This window comes from Staphylococcus sp. HMSC062H10 (assembly GCF_001836945.1).
GTDB lineage: Bacteria > Bacillota > Bacilli > Staphylococcales > Staphylococcaceae > Staphylococcus > Staphylococcus aureus.
In genome coordinates this window covers 66,163-81,469 of sequence record NZ_KV830972.1, presented here as the reverse complement: position 1 = coordinate 81,469, position 15,307 = coordinate 66,163, and the positions used below count along the sequence as shown (strand labels likewise).

At 30.0% G+C, this 15,307-nt stretch carries 18 protein-coding genes; 7 read left to right on the top strand and 11 right to left on the bottom strand.

Translation table 11 applies throughout. The features are described from left to right. Nucleotides 1–301: 301 nt before the first annotated feature. The 4 genes from HMPREF2658_RS03070 to argF all read right to left on the bottom strand — a co-directional run bounded on the left by HMPREF2658_RS03070 (nt 302) and on the right by argF (nt 4,521). Nucleotides 302–529 (bottom strand): epilancin biosynthesis-related protein ElxI1, encoded by a 228-nt coding sequence (locus HMPREF2658_RS03070; RefSeq protein ID WP_000149423.1) that lies wholly within the window; start codon nt 527–529, stop codon nt 302–304. A 308-nt stretch (nt 530–837) separates the two neighbouring features. Next, on the bottom strand, nt 838–2,394 hold the full coding sequence (locus HMPREF2658_RS03065; protein WP_000432063.1) for a YfcC family protein: 1,557 nt from the start codon (nt 2,392–2,394) through the stop codon (nt 838–840). A gap of 170 nt (nt 2,395–2,564) precedes the next feature. After that, nucleotides 2,565–3,497: a carbamate kinase gene (arcC, locus tag HMPREF2658_RS03060; protein ID WP_001074347.1), complete on the bottom strand. Its 933-nt coding sequence runs from the start codon at nt 3,495–3,497 to the stop codon at nt 2,565–2,567. A gap of 22 nt (nt 3,498–3,519) precedes the next feature. After that, nucleotides 3,520–4,521 (bottom strand): ornithine carbamoyltransferase, encoded by a 1,002-nt coding sequence (gene argF, locus HMPREF2658_RS03055; RefSeq protein ID WP_070854197.1) that lies wholly within the window; start codon nt 4,519–4,521, stop codon nt 3,520–3,522. 437 nt (nt 4,522–4,958) lie between these two features. Between argF and HMPREF2658_RS03050 the strand changes: the two genes are divergently transcribed. The 3 genes from HMPREF2658_RS03050 to HMPREF2658_RS03040 all read left to right on the top strand — a co-directional run bounded on the left by HMPREF2658_RS03050 (nt 4,959) and on the right by HMPREF2658_RS03040 (nt 7,343). Next, nucleotides 4,959–5,684 (top strand): superantigen-like protein SSL14, encoded by a 726-nt coding sequence (locus HMPREF2658_RS03050; RefSeq protein WP_000739537.1) that lies wholly within the window; start codon nt 4,959–4,961, stop codon nt 5,682–5,684. A gap of 156 nt (nt 5,685–5,840) precedes the next feature. Then, nucleotides 5,841–6,518, top strand: a complete 678-nt coding sequence (locus HMPREF2658_RS03045; RefSeq protein ID WP_064133983.1) for a superantigen-like protein SSL13 — start codon at nt 5,841–5,843, stop codon at nt 6,516–6,518. 108 nt (nt 6,519–6,626) lie between these two features. Further along, nucleotides 6,627–7,343, top strand: a complete 717-nt coding sequence (locus HMPREF2658_RS03040) for a superantigen-like protein SSL12 (RefSeq protein ID WP_001232320.1) — start codon at nt 6,627–6,629, stop codon at nt 7,341–7,343. A gap of 333 nt (nt 7,344–7,676) precedes the next feature. Here HMPREF2658_RS03040 and HMPREF2658_RS03035 read toward each other — a convergent pair whose 3' ends face one another. Together HMPREF2658_RS03035 and HMPREF2658_RS03030 are read right to left on the bottom strand one after the other, a co-directional pair. Then, a complete protein-coding gene (locus HMPREF2658_RS03035) occupies nt 7,677–7,889 on the bottom strand; it encodes a hypothetical protein (protein WP_000192697.1) in 213 nt (70 codons plus the stop codon). Beyond that, nucleotides 7,873–8,019 carry a hypothetical protein gene (locus HMPREF2658_RS03030; protein ID WP_000765705.1) on the bottom strand — a complete coding sequence of 49 codons (147 nt, stop codon included), beginning with the start codon at nt 8,017–8,019 and terminating at the stop codon, nt 7,873–7,875. Before HMPREF2658_RS03030 ends, HMPREF2658_RS03035 begins: the two co-directional genes overlap by 17 nt. A 667-nt stretch (nt 8,020–8,686) precedes the next feature. Between HMPREF2658_RS03030 and hyl the strand changes: the two genes are divergently transcribed. From hyl to HMPREF2658_RS03010, 3 genes are all read left to right on the top strand, one after another. Next, the gene (gene hyl, locus HMPREF2658_RS03025) at nt 8,687–9,646 is read left to right on the top strand and encodes an alpha-hemolysin (RefSeq protein ID WP_000857477.1); all 960 of its coding nucleotides are present in this window, start codon (nt 8,687–8,689) and stop codon (nt 9,644–9,646) included. Between the two features lie 453 nt (nt 9,647–10,099). Continuing rightward, entirely contained in the window at nt 10,100–10,333 is a 234-nt protein-coding gene (locus HMPREF2658_RS03020; RefSeq protein WP_000231332.1) for a hypothetical protein, read from the top strand. Nucleotides 10,334–10,941: 608 nt separating this feature from the next. Beyond that, nucleotides 10,942–11,127 carry a hypothetical protein gene (locus HMPREF2658_RS03010; protein WP_001032820.1) on the top strand — a complete coding sequence of 62 codons (186 nt, stop codon included), beginning with the start codon at nt 10,942–10,944 and terminating at the stop codon, nt 11,125–11,127. Nucleotides 11,128–11,370: 243 nt separating this feature from the next. Here HMPREF2658_RS03010 and HMPREF2658_RS03005 read toward each other — a convergent pair whose 3' ends face one another. From HMPREF2658_RS03005 to HMPREF2658_RS02995, 3 genes are all read right to left on the bottom strand, one after another. Beyond that, nucleotides 11,371–11,721, bottom strand: a complete 351-nt coding sequence (locus tag HMPREF2658_RS03005; RefSeq protein ID WP_000669539.1) for a complement inhibitor SCIN family protein — start codon at nt 11,719–11,721, stop codon at nt 11,371–11,373. A gap of 151 nt (nt 11,722–11,872) precedes the next feature. Then, complete coding sequence (locus tag HMPREF2658_RS03000; RefSeq protein ID WP_000791578.1) at nt 11,873–12,370, bottom strand: fibrinogen-binding protein; 498 nt, start codon at nt 12,368–12,370, stop codon at nt 11,873–11,875. 259 nt (nt 12,371–12,629) lie between these two features. Continuing rightward, a complete protein-coding gene (locus HMPREF2658_RS02995; protein ID WP_000584394.1) occupies nt 12,630–13,136 on the bottom strand; it encodes an SA1002 family membrane protein in 507 nt (168 codons plus the stop codon). 673 nt (nt 13,137–13,809) lie between these two features. Here HMPREF2658_RS02995 and HMPREF2658_RS02990 point away from each other — a divergent pair. Further along, nucleotides 13,810–14,214 carry an FPRL1 inhibitory protein FLIPr gene (locus HMPREF2658_RS02990; protein WP_070854196.1) on the top strand — a complete coding sequence of 135 codons (405 nt, stop codon included), beginning with the start codon at nt 13,810–13,812 and terminating at the stop codon, nt 14,212–14,214. 347 nt (nt 14,215–14,561) lie between these two features. On the opposite strand, the gene ecb is transcribed toward HMPREF2658_RS02990, so the two are convergent. Together ecb and HMPREF2658_RS02980 are read right to left on the bottom strand one after the other, a co-directional pair. Continuing rightward, on the bottom strand, nt 14,562–14,891 hold the full coding sequence (gene ecb, locus HMPREF2658_RS02985) for a complement convertase inhibitor Ecb (RefSeq protein ID WP_000739210.1): 330 nt from the start codon (nt 14,889–14,891) through the stop codon (nt 14,562–14,564). Nucleotides 14,892–15,084: 193 nt separating this feature from the next. Then, entirely contained in the window at nt 15,085–15,252 is a 168-nt protein-coding gene (locus tag HMPREF2658_RS02980; protein WP_000822904.1) for a hypothetical protein, read from the bottom strand. Between the last annotated feature and the right edge of the window lie 55 nt (nt 15,253–15,307).

Here is a 15,307-nt window from a genome sequence, read left to right as displayed (position 1 = left end):
ATTAACACGCATATTTAATAACTAAAAAAGAGGCAGCTAATCTTGCCTCTTTTTAGTGTATATCAATGCCTTTTTGATTTAATATCATCTTATGTATGAACAACAATGATACCTTCTGACTAAAGCTGTAGTAACTATACTAGAACATCTAGTTCATAAACACGTTTCACTCTAAGCTTTATTTAAATAATATATAAGCAGCAAACGCCAAGGCTAATATACCAATAAAATAATTAATAAAGATTTTTATTTTAGTCTTTGTAATAGTTGACAAATTTTATCACCTCTAAATATCGATAAATTAAACACCGTTATTTTTCCTTTGCCTATCTTTTATCATTTCAGAAGGTACTCCGAAAATAAACATCAGAATAAATAATATAATTGGCAAATGTGGTATGTTTTCTAGCAAATACCATCTTAAATTCCAATCAAATACCATATTTGCATACGCCACAAAATATTTACTAAATAATAATACTACGCATATCCCAGTTAGTGTATCTAAAACCTTTGTCAAATGTGTCATTTATAGCCATCCTTTATATATGCTATTTTCACAACCATATGCGTCATGTGTTACAAAAACTGTTTACAGCAAACACCATATTTACCACGATAAATATAATATACCATAGATCTAACATTACATTAAAAACAAATTTTAAAAATATCATTATTAAATAGAACATTGTATCAATTACTTACTAGTGTTGTCATTAACGCCATTATTTTGTTAATCAAAGATAATAATGCACCTCGCTTAGTTTAGTATTTCTACAAACCTACGAGATGCATAAAATCCAGTTAGTATTTTTTATAATATAGCATTTCAAATTATGAATAAATTAGTACTTGCGTAATTAGTACTCCGCCACCGAAAATCAATACAAAAGCAACTACCGGCCATACAAATCGGAACCAATGTGAATATCGCATGTTTAACATTTGAAGTGTAGCCATAACAAGTCCAGTCGGCGCTAAGAATAACATCGCATATTGACCAAATTGATATGTCGTAACGATGACGAATCTTGGTATACCTACTGTATCAGCTAGTGGTGCAAAGATAGGCATTGATAATACCGCTAAGCCAGAAGATGATGGCACGATAAAACCTAAACAGAAGAATATAAATAGTAATACGATGATAAATAATGGTCCACTCATATGTTGAACTAAAGATGATGAAAAGTGTAAGATCGTATCTGAAATCATACCTTCATTCAACACTAAATTAATACCTCGAGCTAAGCCAATAATTAAAGATACACCTACTAAACTTGATGCGCCATTGACAAATGCATCTACAGTTCCTTTTTCTCCCAATCCAGATTTACCTGTCCCAGCAATAAACATTATTATAATTGTAAATATTAAAAATGCTGAAGCCATAACTGGGAACCACCAACCTTGCGTCATAACTCCCCATACCATAATTGGAAATGGTAGTACAAATAATGTAAGGATTATCTTCTTACGCAAAGTAAAATGGGCACTATCGTCATCTTTTAATACAGACCATTGCTGTTCAAAAGCATCTTTGTCTTCATAAGAATATGATGCTTTAGGATCTTTTTTAATTTTTTTACAGTACCAATATAAATAACTAATAACAAAAATCGCACCGACAATACAAGCACCTATTCTCCAATACAACCCATCCGTAAAAGTTGTACCAGCAGCATTAGAGGCAATTACAACCGAGAACGGGTTAATAGTTGAAAATGTACTACCGACAGAGCTGGCAAGGAATATGGCACCAACTGAAACGATAGAATCGTATCCTAACGCTATAAATATAGGGACTAAAATCGGATAGAATGCTACAGCTTCTTCTTCAATACCACACAACGTCCCGCCGATAATCATTAGTATTGATACAAACACAATTAGCATAAATTCATGCCCTTTTGTTTTCTTAGTTAAAGCTAGCAATCCCGATTCAAAAGAACCACTGGCTTGAACTACGCCAATAAGTCCCCCTAATACAAGAATGAATACCATGATATCGACCGCTTCTATCGTACCTTCAACCATGCTACTTGTTATTTGTTCTGGTCCAGCTGGATGTTGCTTTAATCTTTCATAAGTATCCGGAATTGATACCGGCTTATTAATTGCACCTGATTTAAATTGTTCAATCTTAATTTTAACCCCCATTTTGTCTAATTCCTGTTGCGTACCTGGAACCTTTTTCACTTGGTTATGAGGGTTAACTATCTTTAGTTCTTGGGATGAAGGTTCGTAAGAAAGTTTAGAATATGCACCAGCAGGAATAATCCATGTTGCTATAACTGCAACAACCGTTAAAATGAATAAAATCATAAATGCACCTGGCATTTTTAATTTAAATCGCTTTTTCTTTTCACTTTCATTAATTGTATTTTCCACGGTTTCATCTCCTTCGACATTTAACCTAGCATTTCTACCTTAAAGATTTTATAAATATAAATTAAGAAAGTGCACCCCGCATCAAAATAGAGGCATTATTTTCAGGGGTGCACATAAATAATAAAAATCATGCATTTGACATATAGTAATTGAAAAGCGTTTCAATTCAATTACTTTTTAATCACAGTACCTACTTTACCCTCTAAGGCAGCATCTAATTCATTTAATGATGTTATAAGCACACTTCCTTTTGGATTGTTTTCAATAAATGATATGGCTGCTTCAATTTTTGGTAACATACTTCCTTTTGCAAATTGATTTTCGTCTATATATCGTTTTAATTCATCAACATTTGTTGTTTTCAAAGGCTGTTGGTTTTCAGTGTTAAAATTAATATATACATAATCAATTGCTGTTAAAATAATCAATTGATCGCATTGAATATTAGCGCCCAACAACGCACTTGTTTTATCTTTGTCTATAACTGCATCAATACCTTTAAAACCATCATGTTGCTCTCTAATTACTGGTATCCCTCCACCACCAGCAGCAATAACGAGTGTATCATTTTTAATAAGTGTTTTAATACTCTCTAATTCAATAATAGAGATGGGTTGTGGTGAAGGAACAACACGTCTATACCCTCTTCCAGCATCTTCAACAAATGTAAATCCTTTTTCTTTTTGAATTTGTTCAGCTTCTTCTTTGTTGTAAAATAACCCAATTGGTTTTGAAGGATTGTTAAATGCCGGATCATTTTCATCAACTTCAACTTGTGTCACTAGCGTTACCACTTGTTTATCCATTCCAATAGAATGCAATTCGTTTTGTAAGCTTTCTTGTAATTGATAGCCGATGTAAGCTTGACTCATTGCGCCACATTCAGCAAATGGAAATGCCGGACCTTGGTTGTGTTCTGCAGCATAGTTAAGTCCCAAATTAATGCTTCCAACCTGTGGCCCATTACCATGACTAATAACAATCTCATGTCCTTTTGTTATTAATCCTACTAATGATTTCGCAGTATTTTTAACAAGCTCGAGTTGTTCTTGAGGTGATTTACCTAAAGCATTACCACCTAATGCTACTACTATTTTCGCCATCATATTCACTTCCTTATATCATTTAAAATTCACCCAATGTAGCAACCATGACTGCTTTGATTGTATGCATTCTGTTCTCAGCTTCTTGGAATACAACTGAAGCTTTACTTTCGAATACTTCATCTGTAACTTCCATTTCTCGAATACCATTTTTTTCAAAAATTTGTTGTCCAATTTTCGTATCAGCATTGTGGAAAGATGGTAAGCAATGCTCAAAAATAACATTTGGATTACCAGTTTTATCCATCATTTCTTTATTTACTTGATAAGGTTTCAATAATTCAAGTCGTTCTTTCCATACTTCATCAGGTTCACCCATTGATACCCAAACGTCAGTGTAAATTACATCCGAACCCTTTACACCTTGGTCAATATCATCTGTGATTAATATGTTGCCACCATTTTCAGCGGCAATATTTTTACAGCGATTTAATAATTCATCTGTTGGATTTAATTCTTTTGGACAAACTAAATGGAAGTTCATACCCATAATGGCAGCACCTTGCATTAATGCATTTGCAACGTTATTACGTCCATCTCCAACATATGTAAAGTTAATATCTGCATAATCTTTTTTTAAAACTTCTTTTGCTGTTAAGAAATCAGCAAGAACTTGAGTAGGATGATCTTCATCAGTTAAACCATTCCACACTGGTACGCCTGAATATTCAGCTAAAGTTTCTACTGTTCTTTGTGAAAAACCACGGTATTCAATGCCATCATACATTCCACCAAGCACACGTGCAGTATCTTTAGTTGTTTCTTTTTTACCCATTTGTGATCCAGTTGGGCCTAAATAAGTTACATTAGCACCTTGATCATGCGCTGCAACTTCAAATGCACATCGCGTTCTTGTAGAATCTTTTTCAAATAACAGTGCAATATTTTTATTTTTTAACATAGGCTTTTCAGTGCCAATATATTTAGCACGTTTTAAATCCTCGGAGAGTGTTAATAAGAATTCTACCTCTTGTCGTGAAAAGTCTAATAAAGTTAAAAAACTTCTGTTTCGTAAATTTTTCATTAATAACAACTCCTTTTATTTTAGTTACACCTAAATTGTAAGCGCATACAAAATAAACACAACCTACTATTAAAATTTGTAATATTTTATCAATAATTAAATGAACATTTTATTAATATTAAATTTAAGTAGTAGGAAATTATTAAAATAAGTACTACATTTAAAGTATAACTATTTTTCAAGTAGTTAGAAAATTCAATTATCAAACAATTTAATGCAATTGATTATGGAATAATTCTAACGTGTCGTTTTTAATATATAACTCCCGCCTACTTTATTAGGTACTGTTTCTGTCCAAAACTTAAAAATGATAAGTTTTGCTTAAATAACACTACTAGCCGTTTAAGTTTATTTAACATAGTTTTAGCTTTTATTTAATTCCGAATCGGTGTGATAGCTTATATACTTTGGGTAATTCACGCAAAGGAGATTTTCATATGAAAAAGAACATCATGAATAAATTAGTTTTATCAACAGCATTGTTACTTTTAGGAACTACATCAACACAACTTCCTAAAACACCAATCAGTTTTTCATCTGAAGCAAAAGCCTATAATATTAGTGAAAACGAGACTAATATCAATGAGTTAATAAAGTATTATACACAGCCTCATTTATCACTATCCGGAAAATGGTTGTGGCAAAAACCTAATGGTACCATTCATGCAACATTACAAACGTGGGTTTGGTATACGCATATTCAAGTATTCGGCCCTGAAAGTTGGGGAAACATTAATCAATTAAGAGATAAATATGTAGATATATTTGGAACTAAAGACGAGGATACAGTGGAAGGTTATTGGACTTATGATGAAACATTTACTGGTGGTGTTACACCAGCCGCCACTTCATCTGATAAGCATTATAAATTATCTTTAAAATATAGAGATAAACTACAAACTATGATTGGTGGACTTGAGTTTTACCAAGGTAACAAACCAGTAATAACTTTAAAAGAACTGGATTTCCGCGTTCGTCAAACTTTAATTAAGAACAAAAAACTATATAACGGAGAATTTAATAAAGGTCAAATTAAAATTACAGGTGGTGGTAATAATTATACGATCGATTTAAGTAAGAAATTAAAATTAACTGACACAAATCGTTATGTTAAAAATCCTCGAAATACAGAAATTGAAGTCATTCTTGAAAAATCTCGTTAGTATCATTCATTGAGTGAATACAAATAGACTGAATGATTTAATTGATTTCTCTCTTTTTATAAACTTATTATTCCTCGTATATAACATTCCTCGTAAAGGAGATTTTCTAATGAAAAACAACCTCACAAAAAAATCATTTTATCAATAGCATTGACTATGATAGGCACAGCTACAATTCAATCCCCACACTCACCTATTAGTATGTCATCTAATGCAAAAGCTTATTATATTGACCAAGAGGAAACAAATGTAAGTGAATTGACTAAATATTACACACAACGCCATTTAACTTTTTCAAATAAATGGTTGTGGCAAAAGGAAAATGGTACAATCCATGCAACATTGTTACAGTTATCATGGTTTAGTCATATTCAAGTGTTCGGTCCTGAAAGTTGGGGTAATATTAATCAATTAAGAAATAAATATGTAGATATTTTTGCTTTAAAAGATTATGAAACTTGGCACACTTATATGTTAGCTCAAGAAACATTTACTGGTGGTGTTACACCAGCAGCGAAACCTAGCGATAAACATTATAAATTGAACCTAACATATAAAGATAAATCAGGAACATTTATTGGCGAACATCCATTTTACACAGGTAATAAACCCGTATTAACTTTAAAAGAAGTTGATTTCCGAATCCGTCAAACATTAATTAAAAACAAAAAATTATATCATGGTAATTATAATAAAGGCCACATTAAGATTACAGGTGGCAGCAACAACTATACAATAGATTTAAACAAAAGATTAAAATCAACTGATGCAAATAGATATGTTAAAAACCCTCAAACTGCACACATCGAAATCCTCCTTGAAAAATCTAACTAACATCGAAATCGGAGCAAACAGAAATAAGCACTATGGTTACATTGACACCGTTCATTTTTATATTTGTTAATCCTCATATTGATGAATACGCAGAAAGGAGAAGTTCGAATGAGAAAGAGCAATATTAAAAAACTAATTTTAATGACAACATTGTTATTATTAGGAACAACAGCTACACAAATCCCTAATTCGCCACTAAATGTTTCTACTGACGCTAAAGCTTATTATATTGACCAAAACGAAACGAACATCAATGAGTTAATTAAATATTACACACAAAAGCCTCTGACATTTTCAAATAGATGGTTATACCAATATGATGACGGCAACATTTATGTTGAATTTAAGCGTTATTCTTGGTCAGCTCATATACGATTATGGGGTGCCGAAAGTTGGGGCAACATTAATCAATTAAGAGACCGCTATGTAGACGTATTTGGTTTAAAAGACGAAGACACTAGCCAGTTATGGTGGGTATATCGTGATACATTTACAGGTGGTGTAACACCTGCTGCATCATCTTCTGATAAACCATATAGTCTTTTTGTCCAATACAAAGATAAACTACAAACAATTATTGGTGCACATAAGATGTACCAAGGTAATAAACCAATATTAACGTTGAAAGAAATTGATTTTCGAGCACGAGAAGCGCTAATTAAAAATAAAATATTATATCATGAAAATCGCAATAAAGGTAAGCTTAAAATTACCGGTGGCGGCAATGACTATACAATTGATTTGAGCAAAAGATTACATTCTGATCTTGCAAATGTTTATGTTAAAAATCCTCAAAAAATAACAGTCGAGGTCCTCATCGATTAAATGATATTGCATGACTTGTATTGCAAATTCCAAGGATAAACAATATAGTAATGATACTTCGACATGTATCAACAATATATAAGCAATAAAAAATTAGTCTACAAAATATAAAATGGCATTTGGAGTCAATCAGAAATGCCAAATCATTCTCTGTGTTGGGGCCCCGCCCCAACTCTCACATTATTGTAAGCTGACTTTTCGTCAGCTTCTGTGTTGGGGCCCCGCCCATAATTGAAAAATGTTTGTTACATGGGCATTTTTGTTTGGTCAATGTCTGTCTATATAATATTGTAGAGCCTAAGTCGTGGTTACGTCTTAGGCTCTACTCTTAATTTAATGATTCAATGATGACTGCTCTTTTAATGAAGTATAATAACTATATAGTTTTATAATCGTTCTAAATCTAGCATCTTCTATTTTCGTTTTACCGTTCCTCAAATCTTGTACGGTCTGATACGGCACCCCTGAATTTTTCGATATTTTGTAGCCTGATTCAGACTCAAACAAAGACTGAATAGCGTTGATAATTTCATTCAACTGTGTCATTTTTAACCCTCTTTCTTCTATTAACGATATACAATGTTGTTATTAAAACAGTCAGTGTATGAATGACTTCATTTCCTAAAAATATATTCAGCCATAAAATAATTAGAAATGCGATATAAAATAGTTTCATTATAATCCCCTATCACTTTTACATTTATCACTTTCCACTTGGTTTCAACATTAAAAGCTAACCTAAGTTTAAGATTCTCTTATAACTCCTATAACTAGATGTCTACATTTTTCCTTGTATAACATATTTTACAATGTTTTATAATATTACACTACACCCTTTTACATTTTTATACGAAATTACCATACTTTGTTAAAATTAATTCGCACAAATATTCCAAGACAATTATTTTTTCTCTATTCATAATTGATTAATTATACTAGTTAATATACAGTTAACTTTTATTTAATAGTTAATTAATTGATTTAATTCTAAGATATTTGTATTTTTATATTGTAATCGATTACATTTTAAAGTTAAATAAATACCCAGTTTTAAAGAAATTAATCAATAAAATTAGCTTTGTCTTTTCCTTGGTTCATAAAGAGTTCATTCAACTTTGACTAAGCCTCGACATTGAAATGCTTCCTTTCAAATATTAATTAAAAGTTAAAAACATATTCTTAAAATATTCACTCATCATCACTCAATCATTTAACAGTTGCTACATTAAATATACTAATATAAACGATGATAAATATTTGATATGTCTCAACTGCATTATTCTAAATTGACATATTGATTATTGTTTCCTCAAATCGTTTTAAAAAATAGAAGGATGATGAAAATGAAAACACGTATAGTCAGCTCAGTAACAACAACACTATTGCTAGGTTCTATATTAATGAATCCTGTCGCTAATGCCGCAGATTCTGATATTAATATTAAAACCGGTACTACAGATATAGGAAGCAATACTACAGTAAAAACAGGTGATTTAGTCACTTATGATAAAGAAAATGGCATGCACAAAAAAGTATTTTATAGTTTTATCGATGATAAAAATCACAATAAAAAAATATTAGTCATCAGAACGAAAGGTACCATTGCTGGTCAGTATAGAGTTTATAGCGAAGAAGGCGCTAATAAAAGCGGTTTAGCCTGGCCTTCAGCATTTAAGGTACAATTGCAACTACCTGATAATGAAGTAGCACAAATTTCTGATTACTACCCTAGAAATTCAATTGATACTAAAGAATATATGAGTACATTAACTTATGGATTCAACGGTAACGTGACTGGTGATGATTCTGGAAAAATTGGCGGTTTGATTGGTGCAAATGTTTCAATTGGTCATACACTCAAATATGTTCAACCAGATTTCAAAACAATTTTAGAAAGTCCAACTGATAAAAAAGTAGGTTGGAAAGTTATATTTAACAATATGGTGAATCAAAATTGGGGACCATATGACAGAGATTCTTGGAACCCAGTATATGGCAATCAACTTTTCATGAAAACAAGAAACGGTTCTATGAAAGCTGCAGATAACTTCCTTGATCCTAACAAAGCAAGTTCTCTATTATCTTCAGGGTTTTCACCAGACTTCGCTACAGTTATTACCATGGATAGAAAAGCAACCAAACAACAAACAAATATAGATGTAATATATGAACGTGTTCGTGATGACTATCAACTACATTGGACTTCAACAAATTGGAAAGGTACCAATACTAAAGATAAATGGACAGATCGTTGTTCTGAAAGATATAAAATCGATTGGGAAAAAGAAGAAATGACAAATTAATGGTTATGTACACTCAAATAGTCACATAATAATATTAGCCGATAACATCAGAAATGATGTGCGTCGGCTATTTTAATTGCAGTATAAAATTTAACATCGATGAATAGTAATATACCTATTATGCTTTTCCGTATATATTTACGGCTAAAATCATGATTACGGTACTGATTTCTTAACTTCAAACATTTGAAATTCATGTTGTCAAACCCTTTAATTAAAAGTTTTGAAATTGTTCAAAACTTATTGAACACATTATGTGTTAATATATTTGCAGAATTATTTTAAAATCGTTTTAAAACTATACTGAAATAAGAAGATAAAAAGTATAATAAGTACATATAATTGAAAATAATTTCTAGAAATCTATTTATCTCTAATCTAGATATTGTAAGAAGTTGTATGAATAAGTTAAACTTAGATTGAATCAGTTTAAATGTTCAAGGAGGATGACAAATGGTTTTTAAAGATTGGGAAATTAATGTTGTTTACTCAGGGAAACATGAAGTAGTTACAAACGAAAATAGTTTATTTGTTATTGATGAAGATTATGATGTCGCAATCGCAATCAATTATTTAGATAATAAATTAAAAGTTAGTCATGTTAACTATGGCTCTGAATTTACAATTGACGCATCTAACAAAGTACTTGAGTTGATGATTCATAATCCAAATATTGACGATAATTAAATATTAAAAAACATTTAGAAACATAAAAGCATACTATATATAGTCTTTTAAAAGTATAACGAACGAAAATTAGAAATTCGGATATTCATTACACTATTAAAATGCAATTTTCAAAGCATTTAAAAACAACAGTTAAGGTGGTGACCAAAAATTAACATTGTGTATAACATCATTGTATATATAGCATGCATGATTAACTTCGGACTGATTATCGTCCCATTGCTAACTACCAATGACGCAGATTTTGTTTGGACTTCTTCGTCATTAATATATATGATCCTTTTAACACTACTTATATTAATTGTTTATATTAAAACTAAAGATAGTTTACAGCTAACAATATTTATACTTAGTGTGGCATTAATCCTTCTATACTGTGCACCTTTACTGTTCATTTATGTATTCTAATGTTTCATTAATATTTTAATACGTCAGTTTAAAAGCGAACAATTTGGAAAATAAACGAAACAAGTTATCATCTAATTTAACATGATACTCACTTAAAATTTGAAACAACGAGCAGCCTAACTTAAGCTTTATATCTTTATTTCAGGTAATGTTTTCAACTATTTTAATGCAATTTACATTTAGATTAAGGAGTAAACATCATGAATAAACATATAAATAAAAAGACCACAAAGCATCTTGAAGATTATAAAAAGGTTCAACAAAGAAATTCGGAGGAAACAAATAGAGGTTGTTTAAAAAGCGCCGCCATGCTTATTGTCTTATTTCTATTCATTATATTTGGCATCGTGGCATGTTCGACACACGTTAACTTTTTCTTCCAATAATAAACTCATTGAGTAAAAATCAGAACGTTTCATACTACGTTTAAATTTATCTATGGGAGCACTATAAATATTTTTTAGATTGTACAAAGCAATTTTGTGCATAACATTTCTAACTATTATATTTATATTTGTCTCCCCTATTTTTTGTATACATTGCTCATACATAAATATTAAATTGCAGAATTTTCATCTGCAAAAAAAACAGGCGAAGACAATGGTATTATTGTCTCAGCCTGTTTTTTATTATCTATTTATAATTTCATCAATTTCTTTGTAAATATTTTCTAATGCTACTTTAGCTTCAGCCATTGATTTGAAATCATTTTTCTTTAGTGCTGCTTTTGCTCTATATTCATTCATCATAATCGTACGTTTGTAATATCGATTTAAGCTACCTGCAGCCAAGTCATATACGTTCGATTGTCTAAGTAATGATTTCAATTCTTCAGCAATTTTTTTATCATGATATTTACTTTGAGTTAAATAATTGTCATGACTACTTGCATCTGCTTTGTTCCCATCTAATGTTGATACTGCTGTTGTTGATAATAGTACTGCTAATGTTCCTGCTACTATATATTTTTTAAATTTCATTGTAAATTCTCCTTTAAAAATTGATACTTAATGATTATATAGTCAATTTTAGGAAAGTTACATTAACCCACTATTAAATACCATAGTATTTTTATTAATAGAAATTAATATTAAATTAAATGATTTTGAACTTACAGTAATGACAGAAGTATTATCTCACTAATCCTTGCTTTAATACTTGATCAATTCGCTCTTGCAATATCATTTTCTTAACATTGTATTCAAATGATACTAGGTTGACTGCCTTTTGTGCTTTTCTATGTGCGCTTACAGTATGGGTCTTTTCAAATTCTTTCACTAGATTTTGGGCTTGAATCAATTTTTGTTCTTTTTTTATTGTCGCATCAGATTTTTCAGCTGGTTTATTAAAATGCGGACGTGGACCATATCCAAATGTACCGTCATTATATTCCACAATGTTATAATCATGTCTAAACTTAATATATTGAGGTGTTGTATTAAATTTTGGTCTTGATTGATACTTAAAAGTACCATCATTGTACTCTACGATATTGTGATTAATACTCACTGGTTTCTTTTCTCTTGGACCGTATCCTTCGCTCGCATCAGCAGTTGATGCAAGTGTTGTTGCAGTCATACCAATTACCGCTATACCTAATAATGATTTTGCTATTAATTTATTTTTCATGTTAATTATCCTCCAAATTGTTGTCTTATAATTATTAAGTTATCCTATTTATACAACTTTTAAAATTAACTGAATATTAATTAACTATAAACACTTTATAATATAGACAAAATATAGTTATCTATCTTGTGTTTCATCAGCACTTATACACTAGTCAAAAAATTCATGCCTCTACTTTTTCGAATTTCAAAAATAAAGCCACACAACAAAAAAAGACACCACTTGAATGTTGGTGTCTTTTTGTATAATGTCATTAAATTTATTTGTAACTTCTCATTCTATAGTTAAATATTGTAACCCAGCTAATAATCAACGTTGGCAGTATAACTAAGTTCAAATTAGATACGTCAAAAAATACAGATTGGAAATTGTCGATATTAATATCATTAATATCCATTTTTTCATTTACTGCTTGATATATCGCAAAGTAAACTAAGAACCATTGAATTAAATGTTCTAAAACGACAACCTCTGTCAAATCGACATTCTTTTTTCGAAACAGTAATCTAACTATAAATAATTGGAATATACTTGAAATCAAAATTAAAATAATCCCCATTAAGAAAAAGCTACCAAAATCAATGGTAATAAATTGAGCTATTCCATAAATGATAACTGCAGAGATAGCTAACGAAATATATCCAATGAATATGAATACGACACCCATCAAGAGTGTTTTTAAAAACAAGAAAGGCTTCTTTCTGTTTGTAACCAAATAACTCAATATACAAAGTAGAAATAGAATTGTTAAAATTTTAATTATCATCGTGAGACCTCAAAGTATTTATTTTTATCTTTATTAATTAACACGAAAAAATAACAACCACATATGTGATTGCCAATGATACGTAATGCCTATGCTTTAGTCATCATGGCACGTGCTATTACAACATTTTATGCTGTTTGAAAATGTATATGCTTTATTGTGCTTACTTCGTAAATGCATAATGCAACTAAATAGTATGATTTTTAACTTATATATTAATCATAACATATCAACGATATTTAGAATATATCTCTTATTTCTATATAAGTAAAATTATACATAGTTATTATTTCTCCACTATACGACATGTCTTAGTTTTAAAAAAATGATATTTCGGAACAGCTACAAACATATCAATTTATTCTATTTGACAATTTCAAGTTCAAAAAATTAGATTAGGGACAATACATTTTATTTTCGTTAAAAATATAATATCGTTATTGTTGAATCATGTTTACTTACCATAAAAAACTAACATGATGTTTAATAATGATTTTATACAAAATAATAACATCAAATTCATCATTTTTCTTTTTCGATTGTATTAAACCTTATTAATTTGCACTTAATTTTAATTAATGAAGTGTTAAGTGGTAAAAGCATGAAACCGTTTGTAAAATAGCAGTGTACTCGCAACATTAAGTACAAATTTATTTTACAGGGAGAACTTATTATGAAAAAAAATATTACAAAAGTAATTATTGCATCTACAGTCATCGCTACAGGTCTTCTAACTCATTCAAATGATGCTAAAGCTTTCTTTAGTTATGAATGGAAAGGTTTAGAAATAGCTAAAAAATTAGCAGATGAAGCTAAAAAAGATGATGAACGTATTGATAAGTTAATGAAAGAAGCTGATAAAAATCAAAAACCTTACAAAGGTGAAACTGTTAATGATCTTTATCTCATCGTCAAAAAATTAAGCCAAGGCGATGTGAAGAAAGCAGTCGTTAAAATCAAAGATGGTGGTTCTAACGGTTATTATACATTTGATCTTACTCACCCATTAGAAAAGAATAGAAAAAATTTTAAAGTAGTCGCTGACGGCGAAATCGAGTCAATTACTTGGGATCAATAAACACACTGAATTAAATAGTTGCACGCTAAACGTTGGAAAACAATGCTAACGTTTTGGCGTGCTTTTTTATATTAAGTAACTTCCAATTTATTTAGCATCTTTACGACTGTTTAATAAAGCACGTATGATTAATACAATACCTCTAAATCCGCGAAAATTCTAACGATTGTTAATACATATGCTTGGCGTTATCCCGTCATTCAAAACACCTATCACATACATTTTCAAAGGATTTTCTAAGATTTACCCCAATATACTCATCAAGTAAAATATATACAATGTTTAAATAACTTTCATCAGATTACACATAGTAAAAAAGCCACACTCTATAGCATGGCTTCTATCAATTATTTTAAAGTATTATATTTTAAAACTAGATCGATTTGTCTTTGTAATTTTTTCTTTTCATAGCTGTGTTGGAAATGAATTAAGTTAACAGCTCTTTGTGCTTTACGGTGTGTTGCAACAGTTCTTGTACGTTTGAACAAGTTTACAGCTTTTTGTGCATCCACAACTTTTTTATTTACTTGTTTTTTAAAGTTTGTTTGATACTGATCATATTTTTTAGCAGCTTCAACGTTTTTAGTTTGTGCATGAGATTCACCAGCAAACGTTGATACCGTTAAACTAATAGCAGCTATGCTTAAAATTGATTTCCCAATAAAATTCTTTTTCATAATTAATAACACCTATCCTCAAATATTTATTTTGTATATATTTATAATAATAGACAGATACAAAAAACTACATTAACTATTTATTAACTAAACATTAATATTTGTGTCACTACATTTCTGAATTTCAAGAATTTTGCTACTCCATATTTTAACCATCAAATTATTGATATAATTTATGCCTTTAGAAATCCTTTTAAATATGTATACGATTCATGATTTTAAATAAAATTTCAAATTTCCTGACTTCTTGGAATATTAATTTTATACTTTTTAATATTACACTTTTAACCAAATAATCAACATGATTCAACCATATAGGACCATCAACAATCACATTCCCCAAAATTACAATTCTTTTCATTACATAAATGTATTATTCATTCCAGTTACCTTCTAAAAATTGTCAGAAATACTTT

Excerpts from the sequence above, each read along its gene's own strand:
- HMPREF2658_RS03070 (WP_000149423.1), bottom strand. The coding sequence starts at position 529 with ATGACACATTTGACAAAGGTTTTAGATACACTAACTGGGATATGCGTA.
- arcC (WP_001074347.1), bottom strand. The coding sequence starts at position 3,497 with ATGGCGAAAATAGTAGTAGCATTAGGTGGTAATGCTTTAGGTAAATCA.
- argF (WP_070854197.1), bottom strand. The coding sequence starts at position 4,521 with ATGAAAAATTTACGAAACAGAAGTTTTTTAACTTTATTAGACTTTTCA.
- HMPREF2658_RS03050 (WP_000739537.1), top strand. The coding sequence starts at position 4,959 with ATGAAAAAGAACATCATGAATAAATTAGTTTTATCAACAGCATTGTTA.
- HMPREF2658_RS03045 (WP_064133983.1), top strand. The coding sequence starts at position 5,841 with ATGATAGGCACAGCTACAATTCAATCCCCACACTCACCTATTAGTATG.
- HMPREF2658_RS03040 (WP_001232320.1), top strand. The coding sequence starts at position 6,627 with ATGAGAAAGAGCAATATTAAAAAACTAATTTTAATGACAACATTGTTA.
- HMPREF2658_RS03035 (WP_000192697.1), bottom strand. The coding sequence starts at position 7,889 with ATGACACAGTTGAATGAAATTATCAACGCTATTCAGTCTTTGTTTGAG.
- HMPREF2658_RS03030 (WP_000765705.1), bottom strand. The coding sequence starts at position 8,019 with ATGAAACTATTTTATATCGCATTTCTAATTATTTTATGGCTGAATATA.
- hyl (WP_000857477.1), top strand. The coding sequence starts at position 8,687 with ATGAAAACACGTATAGTCAGCTCAGTAACAACAACACTATTGCTAGGT.
- HMPREF2658_RS03020 (WP_000231332.1), top strand. The coding sequence starts at position 10,100 with ATGGTTTTTAAAGATTGGGAAATTAATGTTGTTTACTCAGGGAAACAT.
- HMPREF2658_RS03010 (WP_001032820.1), top strand. The coding sequence starts at position 10,942 with ATGAATAAACATATAAATAAAAAGACCACAAAGCATCTTGAAGATTAT.
- HMPREF2658_RS03005 (WP_000669539.1), bottom strand. The coding sequence starts at position 11,721 with ATGAAATTTAAAAAATATATAGTAGCAGGAACATTAGCAGTACTATTA.
- HMPREF2658_RS03000 (WP_000791578.1), bottom strand. The coding sequence starts at position 12,370 with ATGAAAAATAAATTAATAGCAAAATCATTATTAGGTATAGCGGTAATT.
- HMPREF2658_RS02995 (WP_000584394.1), bottom strand. The coding sequence starts at position 13,136 with ATGATAATTAAAATTTTAACAATTCTATTTCTACTTTGTATATTGAGT.
- HMPREF2658_RS02990 (WP_070854196.1), top strand. The coding sequence starts at position 13,810 with ATGAAAAAAAATATTACAAAAGTAATTATTGCATCTACAGTCATCGCT.
- ecb (WP_000739210.1), bottom strand. The coding sequence starts at position 14,891 with ATGAAAAAGAATTTTATTGGGAAATCAATTTTAAGCATAGCTGCTATT.
- HMPREF2658_RS02980 (WP_000822904.1), bottom strand. The coding sequence starts at position 15,252 with ATGAAAAGAATTGTAATTTTGGGGAATGTGATTGTTGATGGTCCTATA.